General features: G+C 70.2%; 10 protein-coding genes and 1 riboswitch. Of the genes, 7 read left to right on the top strand and 3 right to left on the bottom strand.

Annotated features, from left to right (window positions below):
• Positions 1-52 precede the first annotated feature (52 nt).
• The 3 genes from treS (at position 53) to thiD (ending at position 6,688) form a co-directional block, all read left to right on the top strand.
• Positions 53-3,376: a maltose alpha-D-glucosyltransferase gene (gene treS, locus ASG48_RS09030; protein ID WP_055848402.1), complete on the top strand. Its 3,324-nt coding sequence runs from the start codon at positions 53-55 to the stop codon at positions 3,374-3,376.
• Entirely contained in the window at positions 3,373-5,592 is a 2,220-nt protein-coding gene (gene glgB / locus ASG48_RS09025; RefSeq protein WP_082529369.1) for a 1,4-alpha-glucan branching protein GlgB, read from the top strand. Before treS ends, glgB begins: the two co-directional genes overlap by 4 nt.
• Positions 5,593-5,704: 112 nt before the next feature.
• Positions 5,705-5,797, top strand: a riboswitch (TPP riboswitch).
• A gap of 51 nt (positions 5,798-5,848) precedes the next feature.
• Positions 5,849-6,688, top strand: coding sequence for a bifunctional hydroxymethylpyrimidine kinase/phosphomethylpyrimidine kinase (gene thiD / locus ASG48_RS09020; protein WP_055848399.1), 840 nt, complete (start codon positions 5,849-5,851; stop codon positions 6,686-6,688).
• A 52-nt stretch (positions 6,689-6,740) separates the two neighbouring features.
• Here thiD and ASG48_RS09015 read toward each other — a convergent pair whose 3' ends face one another.
• Genes ASG48_RS09015 through ASG48_RS09005 form a run of 3 tightly spaced genes read right to left on the bottom strand, consistent with a single transcriptional unit; the run spans position 6,741 to position 13,604 of the window.
• Positions 6,741-7,688: a transglutaminase family protein gene (locus ASG48_RS09015; RefSeq protein WP_055848397.1), complete on the bottom strand. Its 948-nt coding sequence runs from the start codon at positions 7,686-7,688 to the stop codon at positions 6,741-6,743.
• Positions 7,685-10,144 (bottom strand): circularly permuted type 2 ATP-grasp protein, encoded by a 2,460-nt coding sequence (locus tag ASG48_RS09010; protein ID WP_082529368.1) that lies wholly within the window; start codon positions 10,142-10,144, stop codon positions 7,685-7,687. The genes ASG48_RS09015 and ASG48_RS09010 overlap by 4 nt, the downstream gene beginning before the upstream one ends.
• Positions 10,145-10,178: 34 nt before the next feature.
• On the bottom strand, positions 10,179-13,604 hold the full coding sequence (locus tag ASG48_RS09005) for a transglutaminase family protein (RefSeq protein WP_055848394.1): 3,426 nt from the start codon (positions 13,602-13,604) through the stop codon (positions 10,179-10,181).
• 203 nt (positions 13,605-13,807) lie between these two features.
• On the opposite strand from ASG48_RS09005, the gene ASG48_RS09000 reads away from it, so the two are divergent.
• The 4 genes from ASG48_RS09000 (at position 13,808) to treY (ending at position 21,692) form a co-directional block, all read left to right on the top strand.
• A complete protein-coding gene (locus ASG48_RS09000; protein WP_055848392.1) occupies positions 13,808-14,923 on the top strand; it encodes a putative zinc-binding peptidase in 1,116 nt (371 codons plus the stop codon).
• Positions 14,924-15,233: 310 nt separating this feature from the next.
• Positions 15,234-17,126, top strand: a complete 1,893-nt coding sequence (gene treZ, locus ASG48_RS08995; protein ID WP_244486843.1) for a malto-oligosyltrehalose trehalohydrolase — start codon at positions 15,234-15,236, stop codon at positions 17,124-17,126.
• Positions 17,119-18,981 carry a 4-alpha-glucanotransferase gene (gene malQ, locus ASG48_RS08990; protein WP_055848390.1) on the top strand — a complete coding sequence of 621 codons (1,863 nt, stop codon included), beginning with the start codon at positions 17,119-17,121 and terminating at the stop codon, positions 18,979-18,981. Before treZ ends, malQ begins: the two co-directional genes overlap by 8 nt.
• Entirely contained in the window at positions 18,978-21,692 is a 2,715-nt protein-coding gene (gene treY / locus ASG48_RS08985; RefSeq protein ID WP_055848386.1) for a malto-oligosyltrehalose synthase, read from the top strand. Before malQ ends, treY begins: the two co-directional genes overlap by 4 nt.
• Positions 21,693-21,709 lie beyond the last annotated feature (17 nt).

Raw genomic sequence — 21,709 nt, 5'->3', positions numbered from 1 at the left:
GGCTTCCGCCCTTCACCGACGGTCACAGAAACGCCGAACCACGGCAGGTCCCATGAACGAGCATGCCCTCATCGCCGCGTCCGAAGCCCAGGCCGGCCCCGACCCGCAGGCGACAGACTGGTACAAGGACGCGGTCATCTACCAGCTCCACGTCAAGACCTTCGCCGATTCCAACGGCGACGGGATCGGCGACTTCGCCGGGCTCATGCAGAAGCTCGACTACGTGCAGGCGCTCGGCGTCACGGCGCTCTGGCTCCTGCCGTTCTACCCGTCCCCCCTGCGCGACGACGGCTACGACATCGCCGACTATCGCGGCATCAACCCGTCCTACGGGGCGATGGAGGATATCGAGCGGCTGATCGAGGAGGCCCACAAGCGGGGGCTGCGCGTCATCACCGAACTCGTCATCAACCACACGTCGGACCAGCATCCCTGGTTCCAGGCGGCGCGGCGCGCGCCCAAGGGCTCGCCGGAGCGCGACTATTACGTCTGGGCCGACGACGACAAGGGCTACGACCTCACCCGCATCATCTTCACCGACACCGAGACCTCGAACTGGACCTACGACGCGGTCGCCGGGCAGTATTTCTGGCACCGCTTCTTCTCGCATCAGCCGGACCTGAACTTCGACAATCCGGCCGTGATGAAGGAGGTGCTCGACGTGATGCACTTCTGGCTCGACAAGGGCGTCGACGGGCTGCGGCTCGACGCGATCCCCTATCTCGTCGAGCGCGAGGGCACCAACAACGAGAACCTGCCGGAGACGCACGACGTCCTGAAGGCCATCCGCGCCGATCTCGACAAGCATTATCCCGACCGCATGCTGCTCGCCGAGGCGAACCAGTGGCCGGAGGACACGCGCCCCTATTTCGGCGAGGGCGACGAGTGCCACATGGCGTTCCACTTCCCGCTGATGCCGCGCATGTACATGGCGCTGGCCCAGGAAGACCGGCACCCGATCACCGACATCATGCGCCAGACGCCGGAGATCCCGGACGTGTGCCAATGGGCGATCTTCCTGCGCAACCATGACGAGCTGACGCTCGAGATGGTGACGGAGGAGGAGCGCGACTATCTCTGGTCGACCTACGCCGCTGACACGCGCGCGCGCATCAATCTCGGCATCCGCCGGCGCCTCGCGCCGCTGATGGGCAACGACCGGCGCAAGGTCGAGCTGCTCAACGCGCTCCTGATGTCCATGCCCGGCACGCCGACGCTCTATTACGGCGACGAGATCGGCATGGGCGACAACATCTATCTCGGCGACCGCGACGGCGTGCGCACGCCCATGCAATGGTCGGCCGACCGCAATGGCGGCTTTTCCAGAGCCGATCCGCAGCGCCTCTACCTGCCGGTGATCCAGGACGCGATCTACGGCTACCAGGGCGTTAACGTGGAGGCCCAGAGCTCCAACCCCGCCAGCCTCCTCAACTGGATGCGCCGCCTCATCCAGGTGCGCCGCACCAAGGAGGCCTTCGGGCGCGGCACGATCTCCTTCCTCTACCCGACGAACCGCAAGGTGCTGGCCTATACGCGCGAGCATCGGTCCGAGCGCATCCTGTGCGTGGCCAACCTCTCCTCCACGGCGCAGGCCGTGGAGCTCGACCTCTCCGCCTTCGCCGGCGTGCAGCCGGTGGAGATGCTCGGCCTATCGCGCTTCCCGACGATCGGTCAGGGCTCCTACGTCCTGACGCTGCCGGCCTACGGCTTCTACTGGTTCGATCTGGCGGCCGCCGACCCGCAGGGCACGCTGCGCCAGGAGACGGCGACGCTGCCGGACTTCACGACGATCGTCGTGACCGGCGACCTGCGCACGACGCTGACGGAGCGCAACCGCCGCGAGGTGGAGACGATCCTGACCTCCTTCGTCGGCGGCCAGCGCTGGTATGCCGCCAAGACCGAGCGCCCGCTGCGCACCCGCCTCGAGGTCCTGGGCACGCCGCCCGGCGCCTCGCGCGGCTTCGCCTTCAACGAGGTGGCGCTGACGACCTCCGAGGGCGAGCAGCGCTACTTCCTGCCGCTCAGCGCCAAATGGGGCGAGTCCTATCTCCATAGCGACGCGCCGACGCTGCCCTACACGCTCCTGAAGATCCGCCAGGGCCCGAAGATGGGCGTCGTCGTCGACGGGGCGCGCGATCCCGCGCTCGTGAAGATGATCGTCGAGACGATCGCCAGGGGCGGGGACGCCGCCCTCAGCGAGGCGGGCACGCTGCGCATCGAGACCTCCGCGTCCCATGCCGACCTCGTGAAGGCGGCCGCGGAGGTCGGTCCGGACGCGATCTCGCCGCTCTCGGGCGAGCAGTCCAACACGTCGATCGTCATCGGTCCGGTGGCGATCCTCAAGCTCTACCGGCGCCTGCGCGACGGCATCCAGCCGGAGCTGGAGGTGACGCGCTTCCTCACCGAGCATACGGGCTTCACCGGCATGCCGGCGCTGCTCGGCGCCATGTCGCTGAAGCGCGAGGACGGCAGCGAGGCGGCCGTGGCCGCGCTCTTCCAGCGCGTCGAGAACCAGGGCGATGCCTGGGTCGTCGTGACGGAGGCGCTCGCCCGCTACCTGCGCGACACCGCTTACGGCACGCCCGAGGAGGCCGAGGCCATGGGCGAGGCTGCCGCGCTCAGCCAGCTGCCGATGGACGGCGGCGCCGTCGTCGGACGGCGCACCGGCGAGATGCACGCGGCGCTCGCCACCGTCACCGGCGATCCGGCCTTCGACCCGGAGCCGCTGGAGGCTGGGGATCTCGCCGACCTCATCGCCGAGGCCAAGCGCGAGGCGAGCGCCACGATCGCGAGCCTTGCCGGCCTTGCCGATCTCGACGGCGACCTCGGCACGCAGATCTCGCGGCTGAAGGCCGCCGAGCCCGGCATTCTCGGCCTGTTCGACAGTCTCGCTGGCGCCCGCCTCTCCGGCCAGACGCGCACGCGCATCCATGGCGACTATCATCTCGGCCAGCTTCTCGTGGCCAAGAACGACGTCGTCATCCTCGACTTCGAGGGCGAGCCGGGCCGCAGCCTGGAGGAGCGCCGCGCCAAGGCCTCGCCGCTGCGCGACGTGGCGGGCATGCTGCGCTCCTTCGACTACGCGGCCTTCGCCGCGCGCGACAAGGCCGGGCCCGCCGACGAGGTGACGATGGCCCGCCTCAAGGAGCGCGCCGAGGCCTGGCGGGACGCGGTCTCGCGCTCCTTCCTCGAGAATTGGAGCGCGGCATCGGGAATTGCGCTGGAGGACGAGGGAACGCAGGCCCTCCTCGATCTCTTCACCCTGCACAAGGCCTTCTACGAGCTGCGCTACGAAGCGGCCATGCGGCCGTCCTGGCTGTCGATCCCGCTTTCGGGGATCCTCGCCCTCCTGGAAAAACGCAAGGTTGTCCAATGAGCTTCGCCCAGACGAACGCGCCGCACGACGCGTATGACCACCGCCCGGTTCCGGGCGCGGCCGAGGCCCTGGCGGAAGGCTCGCACGGCGATCCCTTCGCCGTGCTCGGTCGGCACGAGGCGCCGGGCGGAGCGGCCGTTCGCGTCTACCGGCCGGGCGCCGAGGCCGCGACGGTGATCTCCGGCGAGGGCGCCGTTCTCGGCGCGCTGGAGCGCCACGGACCGGAGGGCTTCTTCTCCGGCGTCGTGCCCGGCCTGTCCGGCGACGCGCCGTATCGCCTCCGCTACTCGCACGGCTCCGTGACCTGGGAGGAGGACGATCCCTACCGTTTCGGGCCCATCCTCGGCGAACAGGACGTCTATCTCCTCGCCGTCGGGCGCCATTACAAGCTCTACGAGAAGCTCGGCGCCCATCCGCGCGTGATGGACGGCGTCGAGGGCGTGGCCTTCGCCGTCTGGGCGCCCTCGGCGCGGCGCGTCTCGGTGGTCGGCAATTTCAACGCCTGGGACGGCCGGCGCCACGTCATGCGCAAGCGCCACGAGGCGGGCGTCTTCGAGCTCTTCGTCGCGGGCCTGACGCGCGGCGAGGTCTACAAGTACGAGATCGTCGCCGCCGACGGCACGGTGCAGCCGCTGAAGGCCGATCCCGTCAGCTTCTTCCAGGAGCTCGCTCCCTCCACCGCCTCCATCGTCGACGGCATCGTCGAGCACGAGTGGAAGGACGAGGCCTTCCGCTCCCACGCGGCCGACTGGCAGGACGCCTCCAAGCCGATCTCCATCTACGAGGTGCATCTCGGCTCCTGGCGCCGGGGCGACGGCGACGCCTTCCTCGACTATGACCAGATCGCCGGGCAGCTCGTTCCCTACGTGCAGGAGATGGGCTTCAGCCACGTGGAGTTCCTGCCCGTCTCGGAACACCCGTTCTACGGCTCCTGGGGCTATCAGCCGATCGGGCTCTTCGCGCCGACCGCCCGCTACGGCGACCCCGCCGGCTTCGCGCGCCTCGTCGACGCGCTGCACGGTGCTGGCATCGGCGTGCTCCTCGACTGGGTGCCCGGCCACTTCCCGACCGACGTGCACGGGCTCGCCAATTTCGACGGCACGGCGCTCTACGAGCATCCCGACCCGCGGCGCGGCTTCCACAAGGACTGGAATACGCTGATCTACGATTACGGGCGCACCGAGGTGAAGAACTACCTCGTCGCCAACGGCCTCTACTGGCTCGACAAGTTCCACATCGACGGGCTTCGCGTCGATGCGGTCGCCTCGATGCTCTATCTCGACTATTCGCGCAATGCCGGCGAATGGGAGCCGAACATCCATGGCGGGCGCGAGAATCTGGAGGCCATCGCCTTCCTGAAGGAGACGAACGAGAAGGTCGGCGAATACCATCCCAAGGCGACGACCCATGCCGAGGAATCGACCGCCTTCCCCAGCGTGTCGCGCCCGACCTATGCGGGCGGCCTCGGCTTCCACTTCAAGTGGAACATGGGCTGGATGCACGACACGCTGCATTACATGCAGGAAGACCCGATCAACCGACGCTACCATCACCACCACATGACCTTCGGGATGGTCTACGCCTATACCGAGAACTTCATCCTGCCCCTCTCCCACGACGAGGTCGTCTACGGAAAGGGCTCGCTGCTCGGCAAGATGCCCGGCGACTGGTGGCAGAAGTTCGCGAACCTTCGCGCCTATTACGGCTGGATGTGGACCCATCCCGGCAAGAAGCTGATCTTCATGGGCGGCGAGTTCGGCCAAGCGGCCGAATGGAACCACGACCAGTCGCTGGACTGGCACCTGCTCGAATATCCCGAGCACAAGGGGATCCAGCGCCTGGTGAAGGACCTCAACGCGCTCTATCGCGACGTGCCGGCGCTTCACGAGCGCGACTGCGACCCGTCGGGTTTCGAGTGGGTGGACACGCACAACGAATCCGAGAGCGTCATCGCCTTCCTGCGCAAGGACGCCAATGGCGGGCCGGTCCTCGTCGTCTCGAACTTCACGCCCGTGCCGCGCCACGGCTACCGCGTCGGCGTGCCGCGCGGCGGGCACTGGGCCGAGCGCATGAACACCGATGCCGGCATCTATGGCGGCTCCAATGTCGGCAATATGGGCGGGGTCGAGGCCGAGGCGATCGAGGCGAACGGGCGGCCCTTCTCGCTCTCGCTCTCCCTGCCGCCGCTTGCGACGATCGTCCTCGTCGCCTCCTGAGCCTCGCGCCGCCGGCTCCGTGCCGGCGGCGCCCACTTTCCGGCCCGGCACGTCCAGCCCTTGCCGCGCCGGCGGCTTTCGCCCAGCCCCGTCCTTGTCTATGATCGGTCCTGCCGAATGACGGGGGCGCCGGGAGACCGGCTGAGACGCACCCTTGGAACCTGATCCGGATCGTACCGGCGGAGGGAGTCGCGGCGCGGCTCCCTTTGCCTGTCCACGGCCGTCGCGCGCTTCTTCCGCCAGGAGGAGCGCCTGCATGCCGCCCATCGCCAACGTCCTGTCCATCGCCGGCTCGGACCCGTCCGGAGGCGCCGGCATCCAGGCGGATCTCAAGAGCTTCTCGGCGAACGGGGTCTACGGCATGGCCGTCGTCACCGCGCTCACGGCGCAGAACACGCGCGGCGTCGCGGGCGTTGAACGCGTCTCGCCGAGCTTCGTGGCGGCGCAGATCGACGCCGTCTTCGCCGACATCGCCGTGGACGCGGTGAAGATCGGCATGGTCGCGACGGCCGATATCGCCCGGGCGATCGCCCGTTCCCTCCTTCGTCATGGGGCCCGCAATATCGTTCTCGATCCGGTCATGGTCGCCAAGGGCGGGGACCGGCTCCTGGCCGAGGAGGCGGTGGAGGCGCTGCGCGCCGACCTCCTGCCGCTCTGCGATCTCGTCACGCCCAATCTGCCCGAGATCGCCGCGCTGCTCGGCGAGCCCGAGCCGCAGACGCCGGGCGCCATGGGCACGGCCGCGCGCTGCCTCCTGGCCTGCGGCCCGCGCGCCGTCCTTCTCAAGGGCGGACACCTGCCCGGGCCGGAATGTCCGGATGTCCTGGCGCGGACGGGCGAGACGGTCTGGTTCGAAGGACCGCGCCACGAGACGCGCAACACGCATGGCACGGGATGCACGCTCTCGGCGGCGATCGCCGCGCAGCTTGCGATCACCGGCGATCTCGTGGAGGCGGTGCGCCTCGCCAAGGCCTACACGGCGGGCGCCATCGCGGCGGCGGACGCGCTTTCCGTCGGCGGCGGGCATGGGCCGACGCATCATTTCCACGCGGTCTGGGCCCGAAGCGCCGGGGCGCCGCGAGCGGCGGCCCGCTGACGGTTCCGCGCCCGTCGCGCTCGCCTTCGGCCGCCGCTCCGGGATCCGGCCCTCACGCCTTGGCGGCCGTGGCCTCCGGCGTCGTCGGAGCGCCCGCCATGGCCTCGCCCGCGGCGGCCAGCGTCTCCTCCAGCGGCACCACGTCCACCGAATGGGTGGCCGATTGCGGGCCGGCCGTCATCATCACCCCGTCGATGGGCGCGACATCGGCATAGTCGCGGCCGCGCGCCACGACGATGTGGTCGCTGGAGGTCGCCACGCCATTGGTCGGATCGAAGCCCACCCAGCCGATCTCGGGGCCGAGCCACACGTCGACCCAGGCATGCATGGCGTCCGCACCCTCCAGCCGCTTCTGGCCCGGCGGGGGCAGGGTGCGTATGAAGCCTGAGACGTAGGCCGCCGGCACGCCGCAGGCGCGAAGGCCGGCGATCATCACGTGGGAGAAGTCCTGGCAGACGCCGCGCCGGTGCGCGAAGGCCTCCGCGACCGTGGTGCGCACGGTGGTGGTGCCGGGCGCGTAGTCGAACTCGGTCTTGATCCGCGCGGCCAGCGACAGCATCGCCTCGCCGGCGAGCGGGCTCCCGCGCAGGGTGGCGGCGACATAGGCGCCGGCGCCCGGGTCCAGCTGCACCATGCGGCTCGCGCCGAGGAAGTGGATCGGGCTCGTGCCGGAGGGATCGCGCGAATGGGCCGCCGACCGCACGAGGGCGGAGAGGGCGGGCGTGGCGGAGAGGTCGAGCTCCGGCCGCTCGACCGCGACGCGCGAGCGCATCGTGACCTTGAGGGCGCCGTGCCGCGCGTGGAGCGCGATCGGATCGATTCGGTTGCCGAAGAAGTCGGTCTCGCTCGCCGCCTCGTCCGGCTGCGGCTGCATCTCGAGGCCGGCGCTCTCGATGGTCTGGAACCGGTCCGCCAGCGGGCGCACGCGCAGGACATGGCGCGCGTCCCGCACGGGCGAGAGGTAGTGGTACCCGAGCCGCAGCGTGATGTCGTAGATCATTCGAAATGGGCTCCCGCCTGCACGCTCGCGGGGTCGGCGAGGAGATAGCGCTCCGTCAGGAGGGTGGAGAGGAGCCCGAAATCGCCGGCGATGCGGTCGAGGAAGCCGGTCGTCACCTCCTGCGGCTCGGCGGTCGCCACGCGCACCTGCAGGCGTGCGGCCCGGCGCGAGAGCATGTCGAGCTTCTCGCCCTCGCGCACGCCCGGCAGCTTGGCGAGCGTCGAGCAGAGGCTGTTCACCTGGAAGGCGACCGAGCGCGGGTTCATCGGGTCGAGGATGCACAGGTCGATCACCGCCTCGGACGAGAGATCCACGGAAAAGCGGCGGCGATAGGTGACGCGGCTGTCGGTGAATTCGAGCAGCGCCTCGAGCGCGCCTTCCGGCTCGTCCTCCAGGAGGGCGGAGGCGACGATGGCGGACATGCGCCCGCGCTCCATGCGCCGCCCGCATTTCATCAGGCGCCAGCCGGTGAACTGGTACATGTTCTCGCGCACGAGGCCGGTGAAGCCGGAGAGGCGGGTGAGGACGGCGCTCGTCAGGTCCACGAGATCGACCTCGCTGTCCGGCTTCAGGCCGTCCACGAGGAGGTCGACGATCTCCGACAGCGCCCGCCAGCCGTCCGGCGAGAAGCGGTCGCGGATGCGCGAGGCGGTCTCCAGCGCCTGACGGGCGAGCGTCAGCAGGCCGCGCGCGGGGGCGGGACCCGCGGCATCGATGCCGAGATCGAGGAGAAGGCGGCGCACGCGCTCCTCCAGCTCGCCGGCGCGCAGCCCTTGCGTTGTGCGTGCGCCGCAGAGGCGCAGGAGCCGCGTCGCCACTTCGCAGCGCTCGGCATAGCGGCCGAGCCAGAAGAGATTGTCGGCCGCGCGCGCCGGCAGGGCGCCGGGAAGGCGGGCCTGCCCGCCGGCCTTGGCGGGGCGCAGCAGGGTGACGGGCCGCGTCGTCTCCTGCGAGGGCACCCAGACGTCGATCGAGCGCCCGCCGGCATGCATGGAGACGGCCCGCGCCTCGCGCGCGTCGGCCACCCGCGCGAAGCCGCCGGGCATCACCTGCCAGCCGTCCTCGCCGCGCGCCAGGAAGACGCGCAGGGCCACGGGGCGCGGCTCCAGCCGCCCGTCCACGAAGACCGGCACGGTGGAGAGCGAGGCGATCTCCTGGCCGATGAGATGAAGGCCCGCCTCCGGGGCGAGGGCGAGCTTGCCGTTCGCCGGCCTGGGCAGCGGCGCGGGCGTGACGCCGGAGGCCGGCGGAAAGGCCGGCGAGAGCGTCAGCCGCCCGGCATGGGCGCAGACATAGGCGCGTTCCTTCTCCTGCCCGCACCACCAGGTGGCGATGGTCGGCAGTGTCAGGTCCGCGCCGAGAAGCGCCTTGGCGAGCGCGGGCTGGAAGGCGAGGAAGGCCGGCGTCTCCAGGATGCCGGAGCCCAGCGCGTTGACGAGATGGAGATGGCCGGCGCGCACCGCGCGCAGCAGGCCGGGCGTGCCGATGCGCGAGCCGGAGAAGAGTTCGAGCGGATCGACGAAGTCCGCGTCGAGGCGGCGCCACAGGACGCTGATCGGCTGCGTGCCGTCGACGGTGCGCACATGCGCGCGGTCCTCGCGGATGACGAGATCGCCGCCTTCGAGGAGAAGCAGGCCGAGATAGCGGGCGAGGTAGAAATGCTCGTAATAGGTGTCGTTGAGCGGCCCGGGGGTGAGGAGGCCGATGCGCGGGGCGCCGGGTTCGGCGAGCCCGTAGAGCGTCTCGCGAAAGGCCTGGAAGAAGCCGGCGAGCCGGGCGACGTTCATCTCCCGCGACAGGTCCGGAAAGGCCTTCGAGGTCGCCACGCGGTTTTCCAGCGCGAAGCCCGCGCCGGAGGGGGCCTGCGCGCGGTCGCCGAGCACCCACCAGCGCCCGTCGGGCCCGCGCCCGAGATCGAAGGCGACGAAGCGGATCATCGGCGCGCCCGAAAGGCCCTGTTCGCTCAAGGGTCGCAGGAATTCCGGGTTCTGCCCGAGCAGCGCGCTCGGCAGCGCGCCCGACCGCACCACCTCGCGCCGTCCGTAGAGATCGCCGAGAAGCGCCTCGAGAAACTCGGCGCGCTGCACGAGGCCGGCGCCGAGCTCGGCCCATTCGTCCGGGTCGATGACGAGCGGGGGGAGGGCGAGCGGCCAGTCGCGCTCTTCCTCGGGCGCATGACCCTCGCCGTAGACGCGGTGGAAGACGCCGGCCTCGCTGAGATATTGCCGCGCGCTGTGGAAGCGTGCCTCGCGCTCGTGCGTCGTCAGCCCGGCCAGCGCCTCGATCAGCGGCCGGTAATGGGCCCGCACCGTGCCGTCGGGCGCCATCATCTCGTCGCGCCCGCCGGAGAGACGGGCGGCATAGCCGTCGAGCAGGGCCTCGACAGGCCCCGGCGCCGCGCCCGGCGCGCTCGCGGGCGCGTCCGGGGCCTGGGTCTCGGCGGTGGGCAGGGTCATCGGGTCACGCGTTCCGGCGCTCGCGTGTCCCGCCTCACGAGGCGAGGAAGGCGGGGCGCCTGAGGTCGAGGGTCATGGGGAAGGACGGGTCCGGCCGCTCGCCGATCGGCTCGAAGCCGCCGGGCGTGTGGCCGATATCCTTGAAGCGCGCGAGCCGGCGCGCCTCCGCCTCGTAGGCGTTGACGGGGAAGACGTCGTAGGAGCGCCCGCCGGGATGGGCGACATGGTAGACGCAGCCGCCGAGCGAGCGCCCCGACCAGCGGTCGTAGAGGTCGAAGGTCAGCGGCGCGTGGACGGGGATCGTCGGGTGCAGGCCCGAGGCCGGCTGCCAGGCCTTGAAGCGCACGCCGGCCACCGCGTCGTTGCCGGACCCCGTCTTCGTCATCGGCACCTGGCGCCCGTTGCAGGTGACCATGTGGCGGGCGGGATCGAAGTTCGACAACTTCACCTGCAGGCGTTCCACCGAGGAATCGACGAAACGCACCGTGCCGCCGATCGCGCCCGTCTCGCCCATCACGTGCCAGGGCTCCAGCGCCTGGCGCAGCTCCAGCGTCACGCCCTCGCGCTCGATCTTGCCGCAGAAGGGGAAGCGGAACTCGGCCTGCGCCTCGAACCATTCCGGCCGCATCGGATAGCCGGCGCGGTTGAGGTCGCCGAGGACGTCGAGGAAGTCGGCCCAGACGAAGTCGCGCAGCATGAACTTGTCGTGCAGGCTCGTGCCCCAGCGCGCGAACTTGCCGTCCTGCGGGCTCTTCCAGAACATGGCGATGAGCGCGCGCACCAGCAGCTGCTGGGCGAGCGACATGCGCTCGTCCGGCGGCATCTCGAAGCCGCGGAATTCCACGAGGCCGAGGCGTCCGGTGGGGCCGTCCGGCGAATAGAGCTTGTCGATGCAGATCTCGGAGCGGTGCGTGTTGCCGGTCACGTCCACGAGGAGGTTGCGGAACAGGCGGTCGACGAGCCAGGGGGGCGTCGCCCAGCCCTGGCCGTTCGAGACCTGCGCCATGGCGATCTCCAGCTCGTAGAGCTGGTCGTGGCGCGCCTCGTCGATGCGCGGCGCCTGGCTCGTCGGGCCGATGAAGAGGCCGGAGAAGAGATAGGAGAGCGAGGGGTGGCGCTGCCAGTAGAGGACGAGCGACTTCAGGAGGTCCGGCCGGCGCAGGAACGGGCTGTCGAGCGGCGTCGCGCCGCCCACGACCACGTGGTTGCCGCCGCCGGTGCCCGCATGCTTGCCGTCCACCATGAACTTGTCGGTGCCGAGCCTCGAGGCGCGCGCGTCCTCGTAGACGCCGGTGGTGATCGCCACCGCCTCGCGCCAGGACGAGGCGGGGTGGACGTTGACCTCTATGACGCCGGGATCGGGCGCCACGCGGATGACGTTGATGCGCGGGTCGTTCGGCGGCGCGTAGCCTTCGATCTGCACGGGCAGGCCGAGCTCGGACGCCACATCCTCGATCGCGGCGAGGAGGTCGAGATAGGCCTCGGTCGATTCCAGCGGCGGCATGAAGCAGCACAGCTTGCCGTCGCGCGGCTCGACGGCGAGCGCCGTGCGCACATGGCCCTGGATCTCGCTGACGAAGGTGCCGCTCGCCATGCCGAAGGAGGAGGATCCGGATGCGAGGTTGCTCGCGCCTTCCCCCTCGCCCAGCGGCACGAAGGCGGGAAGCGGCGCGTGGCCGCCCGTCGCCACGCCGTCGCGCGCCTGCGTCTGCATGGTCACGCGGCCGTAGGTCTCGCCGCGCTGGCGGGCGGTGCGGCCCTGCAGCGGCAGCGGGGGCAGGCTCTGCGTCGGGTCGTCGGGATGGACGAAGGGGAAGTCGCTCTCGGGCAGGTGGGGAAGCGAGGCCAGCGGCAGGCGGTAGCCGAGGGCGGAATCGCCGGGCACGAGATAGAGCCGCGAGCGGCGCGTCGCCCAGCGCTCGGAGGCCCAGCGCACGGCGCGGGCGCGCCCCTGCCAGGCCTGGATCGGCAGGACGTAGCCCGTCGGCCGGTCGAGCCCGCGGTCGAAGACGCGGGCGAGGCGCGCGCGCTCCTCGCGGTCGTCGAGCTTGGAATTGCCGGGGCTGACATTGATCGGCAGCTGCGTCTCGCGGGCCACCCAGTAGGCGGCGTCCTCGTAGGCGGCCTGCGCGTTGTCGGGATCGACGCCGAGCGCCTCGGCGACGGAGCGCGTCAGACGCTCGGCCTCGGGCGCGCCGAGCGGGGTCTTGGGCACCTCGCGGGCGAAGAGGTCGCCATTCGTCCAGATCGGCACGCCGTCCTTGCGCCAGTAGATGGAGAAGGTCCAGCGCGGCAGGCTCTCGCCCGGATACCACTTGCCCTGGCCGTGATGCAGGAAGCCGCCGGGCGCGAAACGGTCGCGCAGGCGCCGCACCAGGTCGTCGGCAAGGCCCCGCTTCATCGGGCCGGTGGCGTCGGCATTCCACTCGGGCGCCTGGAAGTCGTCGATGGAGACGAAGGTCGGCTCGCCGCCCATGGTCAGGCGCACGTCGTTGCGGCGCAGCTCCTCGTCGAGCGTCTCGCCGAGCGCGTCCAGCGCCTTCCAGCTCTCGTCCGAGAAGGGCATGGAGACGCGCGGCCGCTCCTCGACGCGGTCCACCGTCATCTCGAACTCGAACTCGACCTCGGCATAGTCCACGCCGCCCGAGATCGGGGCGGCCGAGCGGTAGTGCGGGGTCGCGGCGAGCGGGATGTGGCTCTCGCCGGTGAGAAGGCCGGAGGTCGGGTCGAGGCCGATCCAGCCCGCGCCCGGCAGGTAGACCTCGGCCCAGGCGTGGAGATCGGTGAAGTCGTAGGTCGTGCCGGCCGGACCGTCGAGCGAGACGCGGTCGGGCTTGAGCTGGATGAGGTAGCCGGAGACGAAGCGGGCGGCAAAGCCCAGATGGCGCATCACCTGCACCAGGAGCCAGGACGTGTCGCGGCACGAGCCCGAGCGCTTGGTCAGCGTCTCCTCCGGCTCCTGCACGCCCGGCTCCAGCCGCACGAGATAGTCGATATGCTGCTGCAGGGTCTGGTTGAGGCCGACGAGGAAATTGACCGTGTGCGTCTCGCTGCGGTCGAGCTCGGCGAGGAAGCGCGTCAGAAGCGGGCCGGCGGGCTCGGCGCCGAGATAGGCCGAGAGGTCGGTGCGCAGCGGCTCCTCGTAGTCGAAGGGCCAGGTCTCGGCCGCCTCTTCCACGAAGAAGTCGAACGGATTGTAGACCGTCATGTCCGCGAGGAGATCGACCTCCACCTTGAACTCGGTCGTCGGCTCGGGAAAGACGAAGCGGGCGAGGTAGTTGCCGAACGGGTCCTGCTGCCAGTTGATGAAGTGTTCCTGCGGGGTCACCTTCAGCGAGTAGGACGGCACGCGCGTGCGCGAATGGGGCGCGGGTCGCAGCCGGATGAGCTGGGGCCCGAGCCGCACGGGCCGGTCGTACTTGTAGTGCGTCACATGGTGCAGGGCGGCAAGGATCGACATCGGTTCTTTCGTCCGCGCGAAGATGCGTCTCCGCGACCATAGAGGCTTGGCGCCCACCCGCAAGCGGGGCCGCGGCCGCAACGCGGCAGGTCGATCCGTTTATTTTGCGCTGCGGCATTCCCGCGGGGGGAACCGGGGAAGCGCTGCCGCATTAGGGCCGCAACCGACGGGCGCGCCGCCCAGCGCGACAAGGACCTGAAACCATGAAGCTCTTCTCCTGCCCGGCCTGCACGCAGATCGTGCATTTCACCAATGTCGTCTGCGAAAGATGCAACCACGCGCTCGGATACGAGCCCGAGTCGAACAAGATGCTGGCGCTGGAGCAGGCCGACGGCATCTGGAAGTCGGCCGGCGCGCATGCCGACGGGGCGATGTGGAAATATTGCGCCAACTACGAGCACGGCGTCTGCAACTGGCTCGTGCCCGGCGACAGCGCCGATGTCGCCTGCCTCGCCTGCCGCCATAACGTGACGGTGCCGAACTACGGCGACAGCGAGGCCATGGCGCGCTGGCAGTCGATGGAGATCGCCAAGCGGCGGCTCTTCTACACGCTCCTGCGCCTGCGCCTGCCGCTGGTGACGCGCGGCGAGAATCCCGAAGGTCTCGGCTTCGCCTTCCTGTCCGACGCCGAGGGCGAGCAGAACGTGATGACCGGCCACGATCTCGGCCTCATCACCATCGCGCTGGCGGAGGCGGACGATGCCGAGCGCGAGAAGCGCCGCACCTCGATGGGCGAGCCCTACCGCACGCTGCTCGGCCATTTCCGCCACGAGGTCGGCCATTGGTACTGGGACCGGCTGGTGCGCGACGGCGGGGCGCTCGACGCCTGCCGCGCGGTGTTCGGCGACGACAGCCAGGACTACAACGCCGCGCTCCAGGCCCATTACGCCAACGGCCCCAAACCCATGTGGCAGAACGAGTACGTCTCCTCCTATGCCGGGGCGCACCCGTGGGAGGACTTCGCGGAAACCTGGGCGCACTATCTCCACATCGTCGACACGCTGGAGGTCGGCGGCTCCTACGGCCTCGCCATCCAGCCGCGCATCGACCGCACCGGCATCATCACCACCGACATGGACTTCCGCGTCTACAGCGACGCCACGACGATCGAGCAGATCGTGGAGGCCTGGGTCGCGCTGTCGCAGGCGCTGAACTCGTTCAACCGCGCCATGGGTCATCAGGACCTCTATCCGTTCGTCCTGTCACCCGCGGTCGTCACCAAGCTCGGCTTCATCCACGACCTCGTGCACGGCCGCGTCGGCACCGCGACGAAGGGCTGCGAAGGCGAGGCGCCCGCCCATCGCGAGGCCGCCGAATAGGCGGGCCTCGCGCATCCCCCGCGGCAGGCGTCCTTTCGGCCCGTCGCGGTTGCGGCAATGCAAAAACCCTGGGCGGCGAGGCTGGAGGGGCGGCGCGAGCGCTCCACTTATCCCCTGGAAGGGAAGGGACGCCTTTCGCGGAAGGATGATGCGGAGCGCGGCGTTTCAGGCCGCAACGCGATCTCTCGCCCGTGCGTCTCTCCATCCCCTGGCACGATCGCGACAACGCTTCCCACGGGGCGGGGCGATCGGGAAGGGCGGTTGTACAGGCCGGTCCTTCGGGGCGGCTTCGGAAGGATAGGGCACGGGCATGGATATGATGACGGAGCGCGGATTTTCCTTCGACACGTCCTGGGGCGCCCGGCTTTCGGAGGCCGGGGCGACGTTCCGGCTCTGGGCGCCGAGCGCAAAGGCCGTCGAACTCGCTGTCGGCGGCCAGGACGGCGCGGTCTCGGCCTTCGAGGCGATGGAGAAGGGCGAGGGCGGCTGGTGGTCGATCGAGACCGGAGCGGTCGCGGTCGGGTCGGGCTATGGCTTCCGCGTCGACGGCGGCATGGTCGTGCCCGATCCGGCGGCGCGGGCCACCTTCGGCGACCTGCACGGCCTGTCGCGGCTCGTCGATCCGCGCGCCCACGACTGGCGCACCGCCGACTGGAAGGGGCGCCCCTGGGTCGAATGCGTCTTCTACGAGATGCATGTCGGCACGTTCACGCCCGAGGGCACGTTCGATTCGGCGATCGGAAAGCTCGACTATCTCCGCGACATCGGCGTGACCGCGATCGAACTCCTGCCCGTGGCCGAGTTCGGCGGCAGCCGCGGCTGGGGCTACGACGGCGTTCTCCTCTACTGCCCGCATGCCGTCTATGGCGGGGCGGAAGGGCTGAAGCGCTTCGTGGACGCGGCCCACGAACGCGGGCTGATGGTCTTCCTCGACGTCGTCTACAACCACTTCGGACCCGACGGGAACTATATCGGCTCCTACGCCCTGGAATTCTTCCACCCCGAGATCCACACGCCCTGGGGCGCGGCCATCGCCTATGACGAGGCGCCGGTGCGCGACTTCATGATCGAGAACGCGCTCTACTGGATGGAGGAATACCGGATCGACGGGCTGCGCCTCGACGCAATCGATTCCATCAAGGACACGATCGAGCCGCCGCTGGTGAAGGAACTTGCCCAGCGCGTGCGCGCCGCCTTTCCGGACCGGCACGTCCACCTGACGACCGAGGACGACCGCAACATCACCTGGCACATCGAGCGCGAGGCCTCCGGCGAGCCGGTTCTCGTTTCCGGCGAGTGGAACGACGACTTCCACCATTGCGCCCATGTCCTCGCCACGCACGAGGAGGAGGGCTATTACGGCGACTATATCCGCCGCAGCGTCGAGCAGATGGCGCGCTGCCTGGCGACTGGCTTCGTCTTCCAGGGCCAGTTCTCGAACCACCGCGACCGCGATGTCGGCCATCCGTCCGGCCATCTGCCGCCGACCGCCTTCGTCAACTTCCTGCAGAACCACGACCAGATCGGCAACCGCGCCTTCGGCGAGCGCCTCACCGACCTCGCCTCGCGCCGCGCCGTGGAATGCCTGCAGGCGATCCTCCTCCTTTCCCCGCAGATCCCGCTGATGTTCCAGGGCGAGGAGTTCGGCGACACGCGGCCCTTCTGCTTCTTCACCGACTTCGAGGGCGAACTCGCCGACGCGGTGCGCAACGGCCGGCGCGACGAGTTCAAGAAATTCTCCGCCTTCCACGACAAGGAGGCGCGCGAACTCATTCCCGACCCGAACGCCGAATCGACCTTCCGCGACTCCAAGATCGACTGGAAGCGCACCGAGACGCCGGTGGCGCGACGCCGCCTGATGGCGACGCGCAAGCTCCTGCGCAAGCGCTTCGAGACGATCGTGCCGCTCCTCGCCGACATTCCCGCCCATTGCGGCAGCTACCACGTGTCCGACAACTCGCGCGCCTTCGCCGTCGAATGGGTGCTCAAGGACGGGCATGTCCTCAACCTCTTCGCCAATCTCGACGACGAGCCCTGGGCCCTGCCGACCAGCCTGATGGCGGCGGACCTCTCGGCCGGCATCCTCGTCCATGCCATTCCCTCGGGCGTGGAGGACATCATGACGTCGGGCTCGCTGCCCGGGCCCGCGGTGGTCTTCCGTCTCGAACAACGCAAAGCCCTCGGAGTGATGGCCGGTGAGTGACGACGCCCTCGACGCGCTGGCGGAAAGCCACGGTATCCAGATCGCCTTCATCTCCGAGATGGGAGAGCGGCAGGTCATCGACGACGCGGCCAAGCGCGCGCTGCTCACGGTCCTCGGCGTCGATCCCGACGGCGGGGAGCGCGGCGGCTTCGACGAGAGCGAAGGGGCGGGGTCACAGGCCTGCGCGCTTCCGCCCAGTCTGGAGGGCCGGCGCTTCTGGGGCGTCTCGTGCCAGCTCTACGCGCTGCGCTCCGAGCGCAATCTCGGCCTCGGCGACTTCCGGGACCTCGCCGATCTCGCCGCCGTCGCCGCCCGGGAAGGCGCGTCCTTCGTCGGCGTGAATCCCCTGCACGCCCTGTTCTTCGCCGATCCCGGCCGCTACAGCCCCTATTCGCCCTCCAGCCGGCGCTTCCTGAATCCGCTCTATCTCGCCATCGACGCTCTGGACGGCGGCGAGGCGGCCATTGCGGCGCTGCGCCGGGAGAAGCCCGAGCTCTTCGCGGCGCTTTCGGGCGATCTCGTCGACTACCGCGCCGTCGGCGCGGTGAAGCGGGCGCTTCTGGACAGGCTCTTCGAGGCCCGGCGCGCGTCCCTTGGCGGCGAGGAGGCCTTCGCCGCCTTCCGCAAGGACGGCGGCGAGGCGCTGGCCGATTTCGCGCTCTTCGAGGCGATCTCGGAGGCCGAGGTCGGCGAGGGGCGCCATGCCGGCTGGCATTCCTGGCCCGAAGGGCTGCAGGACCGGCAGGGGGACGAGGTCTCCGCCTTCGCCCGCGAGAACGAGGAGCGCATCCTCTTCCATCTCTGGCTGCAGTTCGAGGCCGACCGGCAGCTCGCCGCCGCGCAGACGCGGGCCCGCGAGGCGGGCATGGCGATCGGCCTCTATCTCGATCTCGCCGTCGGCGTCTCGCCGGACGGGTCGGAGACCTGGGCCGATCCGTCGCTGACCGTGCGTACGGCCCGCGTCGGCTCGCCGCCGGACATGTTCAACTCCTCCGGCCAGGACTGGGGCCTGGCCCCGCTCTCGCCCAAGGTTCTGGCCGAGCGCGACTACAAGCCGCTGCGCGACGCGTTCGACGCGCTGACGCGCCATGCGGGCGCGGCCCGGATCGACCATGCGATGGGGCTCGCCCGCCTCTGGTGGATCCCGGAGACGGCGAAATCCTCCGGCGGCGGCTATGTCCGGTATTCGCTCGCCGGCATGGTCGGCGCGGTGGCGGACGCCTCGCGGCGCAACAGCTGCCTCGTCATCGGCGAGGATCTCGGCACCGTGCCGCCGGGCTTCCGCCACGCGATGGAGACGGCCAACATCCTCTCCTACCGCGTCGTCTATTTCGAGCGGCACAACGGTCCGGCCTTCCTGCCGCCCGAGGCCTATCCGCCGCTCTCGCTCGCCTGCGTCTCCACCCACGACCTCGCCACGCTCGCGGGCTGGTGGAAGGGGCTCGACGTCAAGCTGCGCGCCGAGACGGGGACGCAGGACGAGACCGCCACCCGGCGCGATCTCGCCGAGCGCGCGCGCGACCGCACGGCGCTCATCATCGCGCTGAAGGAGGCGAGCGTCCTGCCCGAGCACTACGATCGGCTCGCCTCCGGCGAGGACGAACTGCCGGGCGAGATGCCGCAGGACATCGCCGAGGCCGTGCACCGCTTCGTCGCCCGCACGCCCTCCATGCTCGTCTCCGTGCAGCTCGAGGACATGGTGGGCGCCGAGGCGCAGCCGAACCTGCCGGGCACCACGGACCAGTATCCGAACTGGCGCGTGCGCTCCGCCGTGACGCTGGACGACCTGCCGACCGACCCCCGCTTTGCCGCCATCGCGGCCGCCCTGCGCCACGAAAGGCCGAACCCCGCATGAGCCGACCCCTCGTCGCGACCTACCGCCTGCAGTTCCGCGAAGGCACGACCTTCGCTACCGCCGAGGGCCTCGCCCCCTATCTCGCCGACCTCGGCGTCAGCCATCTCTACGCCTCGCCCATCTTCTCCGCCTCGCCGGGCTCCACCCACGGCTACGACGTGACCGACTACAACGCCTTCGAGGCCGATCTCGGCGGCGCGGACGGGTTCACGGCGATGAGCGACGCGCTGTCGAGCCGCGATCTCGGGCTGATCCTCGACTTCGTGCCCAACCACATGGGCGTCTCGCCGAAGAACGACTGGTGGGAGGACGTGCTGCGCTGGGGCGCCGACAGCCGGCACGCGCAGATCTTCGACATCTCCTGGGAGGCCGGCAAGATCCTCGTGCCGGTGCTCGGACGGCCCTATGGCGAGGCTCTGGAGGCGGGCGACCTGTCGGTGATCTTCGACGAGGAGAACCGGCAGCTGCGCTTCGACGCGGCCGGCTACGGCCTGCCCATCGATCCGCGCACCTACGGCCATGTGTTCAGCCTCATCGATCATCCCGAACGCGACCGTCTGGTGCGCCGCTTCGCCGTCGCCTCGCCCTCCGAGACGGAGGAACTGTGGGCCGGCTTCGACGAGCACCTGGCCGACGAGAGCTTCACCGCGCCGTTCCGCGCGGCCGTGACGACGATCAACGCCGACAGGCAGCTCCTGCACGATCTGCACGAGGCGCAGGCCTGGCGCCTCGCCTGGTGGCGCACGGCGCGCGAGCGGCTGACCTATCGCCGCTTCTTCGAGATCGCCGACCTCATCGGGGTTCGCCAGGAGCTGCGCCGGGTCTTCGCCCGCTCGCACGAGACGATCCTGCGCCTGGCCCGCGAACGGCGCCTCGACGGCATCCGCATCGACCATGTCGACGGGCTCGCCGACCCGAAGGGCTATCTCGACCAGCTGAAGGCCGCCTTCCTCTCCGTGCGCCGCTCGCCGAGCGTCCATGTGGAGAAGATCCTCACCGGCGACGAGCGGCTGCGCCAGTCCTGGGAGATCGAGGGCACGACGGGCTACGAGTTCATCACCGCCCTGTCGGGCCTCTATGTCGACGCTTCCAGGGAGGAGGCGATGACGCAGGCCTATCGCGACTTCCTCGGCGAGGACGAGGACCTGCGCGCGATGATCCGCGTCCAGAAGCGCACGATCTTCCAGCATAATCTGGCCGGCGAACTCGCCTATCTCACCAACGAGGCCATGGCTGTGGCCGAGAAGGGTCTGTCCACCCGCGACCTCGGCCGCGACACGATCCGCCGCTCCATCGTGGAAGTGGCCGCCGCGCTGCCGGTCTACCGCACCTATGTCTCGGTCGAGGGCGTGCCGCGCCGGGACGTGGCGATCATCGACGACGCGGTGGATCTCGCCTGCACGAGCCGCGAGGTGGAGGCCGACGAGCCGATCCGCTTCATCGGCCGCCTGGTGAAGCTCGACTTCGAAAGCGGGCCGGAGATCGCGGGCGCCCTGAACTTCACGCGCCGCCTGCAGCAGACGACGGGCGCGGTGATGGCGAAGGCCGTGGAGGACACGGTCTTCTACCGCTACAACCGCCTGATCGCCCTCAACGAAGTCGGCGGCGAGCCCGACCATTACGGCGCCGATACCGAGGCCTTCCACGAGGCGATGCGCATCCGCTGCGAGGACCAGCCCGAAGGGCTTCTCGCCTCCACCACGCACGACACCAAGCGCTCGGAGGACGCCCGCGCGCGTCTCTACACGATCTCCGAGGCGCCGGAGCGCTGGAGCGCGCTCGTCGAGGACTTCGCGGCGCGGCTCGCCCCGTTCCGCAAGGAGATCGAGCCCGGCCTCTCCTCGCCGGACCCGGCGATCGAATGGGGCTTCTACCAGTCGCTCCTCGGCGTCCTGCCGGCCGATTTCGATCCGCGCGACGGGGCGGCCGCCAAGGCGATCGGCGAGCGCCTGCAGACCTTCATGGAAAAGGCCGTGCGCGAGGCCAAGCGCTGGACGAGCTGGACCTCGCCCTCCGAGCCCTACGAGACGGCGCTGCGCGACTTCGTCGCGGCCGCGCTCGACGCGGAGGCCTCGGGCGATTTCCTGCAGACCTTCTGGACGACGGCCCAGCCCTTCGTGGCCGCCGGGGCGCTGAACTCCCTGTCGCAGACCGCGATCAAGCTCGCCGCGCCCGGCGTGCCGGACATCTACCAGGGCACCGAATTCTACGATTTCAGCCTCGTCGATCCCGACAACCGCCGGACCGTGGACTTCGCGGCCCTCGCAGATATCGCGGCCGGCAAGGCGGACTGGCCGAAGCTTCTGTCCGACTGGCGCTCGGGGCGCATCAAGGCCCGGCTCACGGTTGCGGGCCTCGCCCTGCGCGGCCGGGCGCCGGCGCTCTTCACGCACGGCGCCTATCTGCCGCTCGCCTGCGAGGGTCCGCTCGCCGAGCATGTCGTCGCCTTCGCGCGCACCGACGAGGACGGCCGGGCGGCGATCGTGGTGGCGCCGCGCCTGTCTCTCGCCCTTCTCGACGGCGCCGAGGACATCGCCATCGCGCCCGAGCGCTGGGCGGGCACGGCGCTGATCCTTCCCGAGGAACTCGCCGGTCTGGACTTCGTCGACGCGCTCACCGGCGCCGCGCTCAAGGGGGCGGCGGGCCGCCTGGATCTGTCCGAGGTCCTCGCGACGCTTCCCGTCGCCATGATGGCGAGCGGGCTGCGCTGAGGACGCGAGGCCTGCCG

Source organism: Aurantimonas sp. Leaf443 (assembly GCF_001425575.1).
GTDB lineage: Bacteria > Pseudomonadota > Alphaproteobacteria > Rhizobiales > Rhizobiaceae > Leaf443.
The sequence above is the reverse complement of the archived record's forward strand: the minus strand, read 5'-3'. Positions and strand labels throughout refer to the sequence as shown.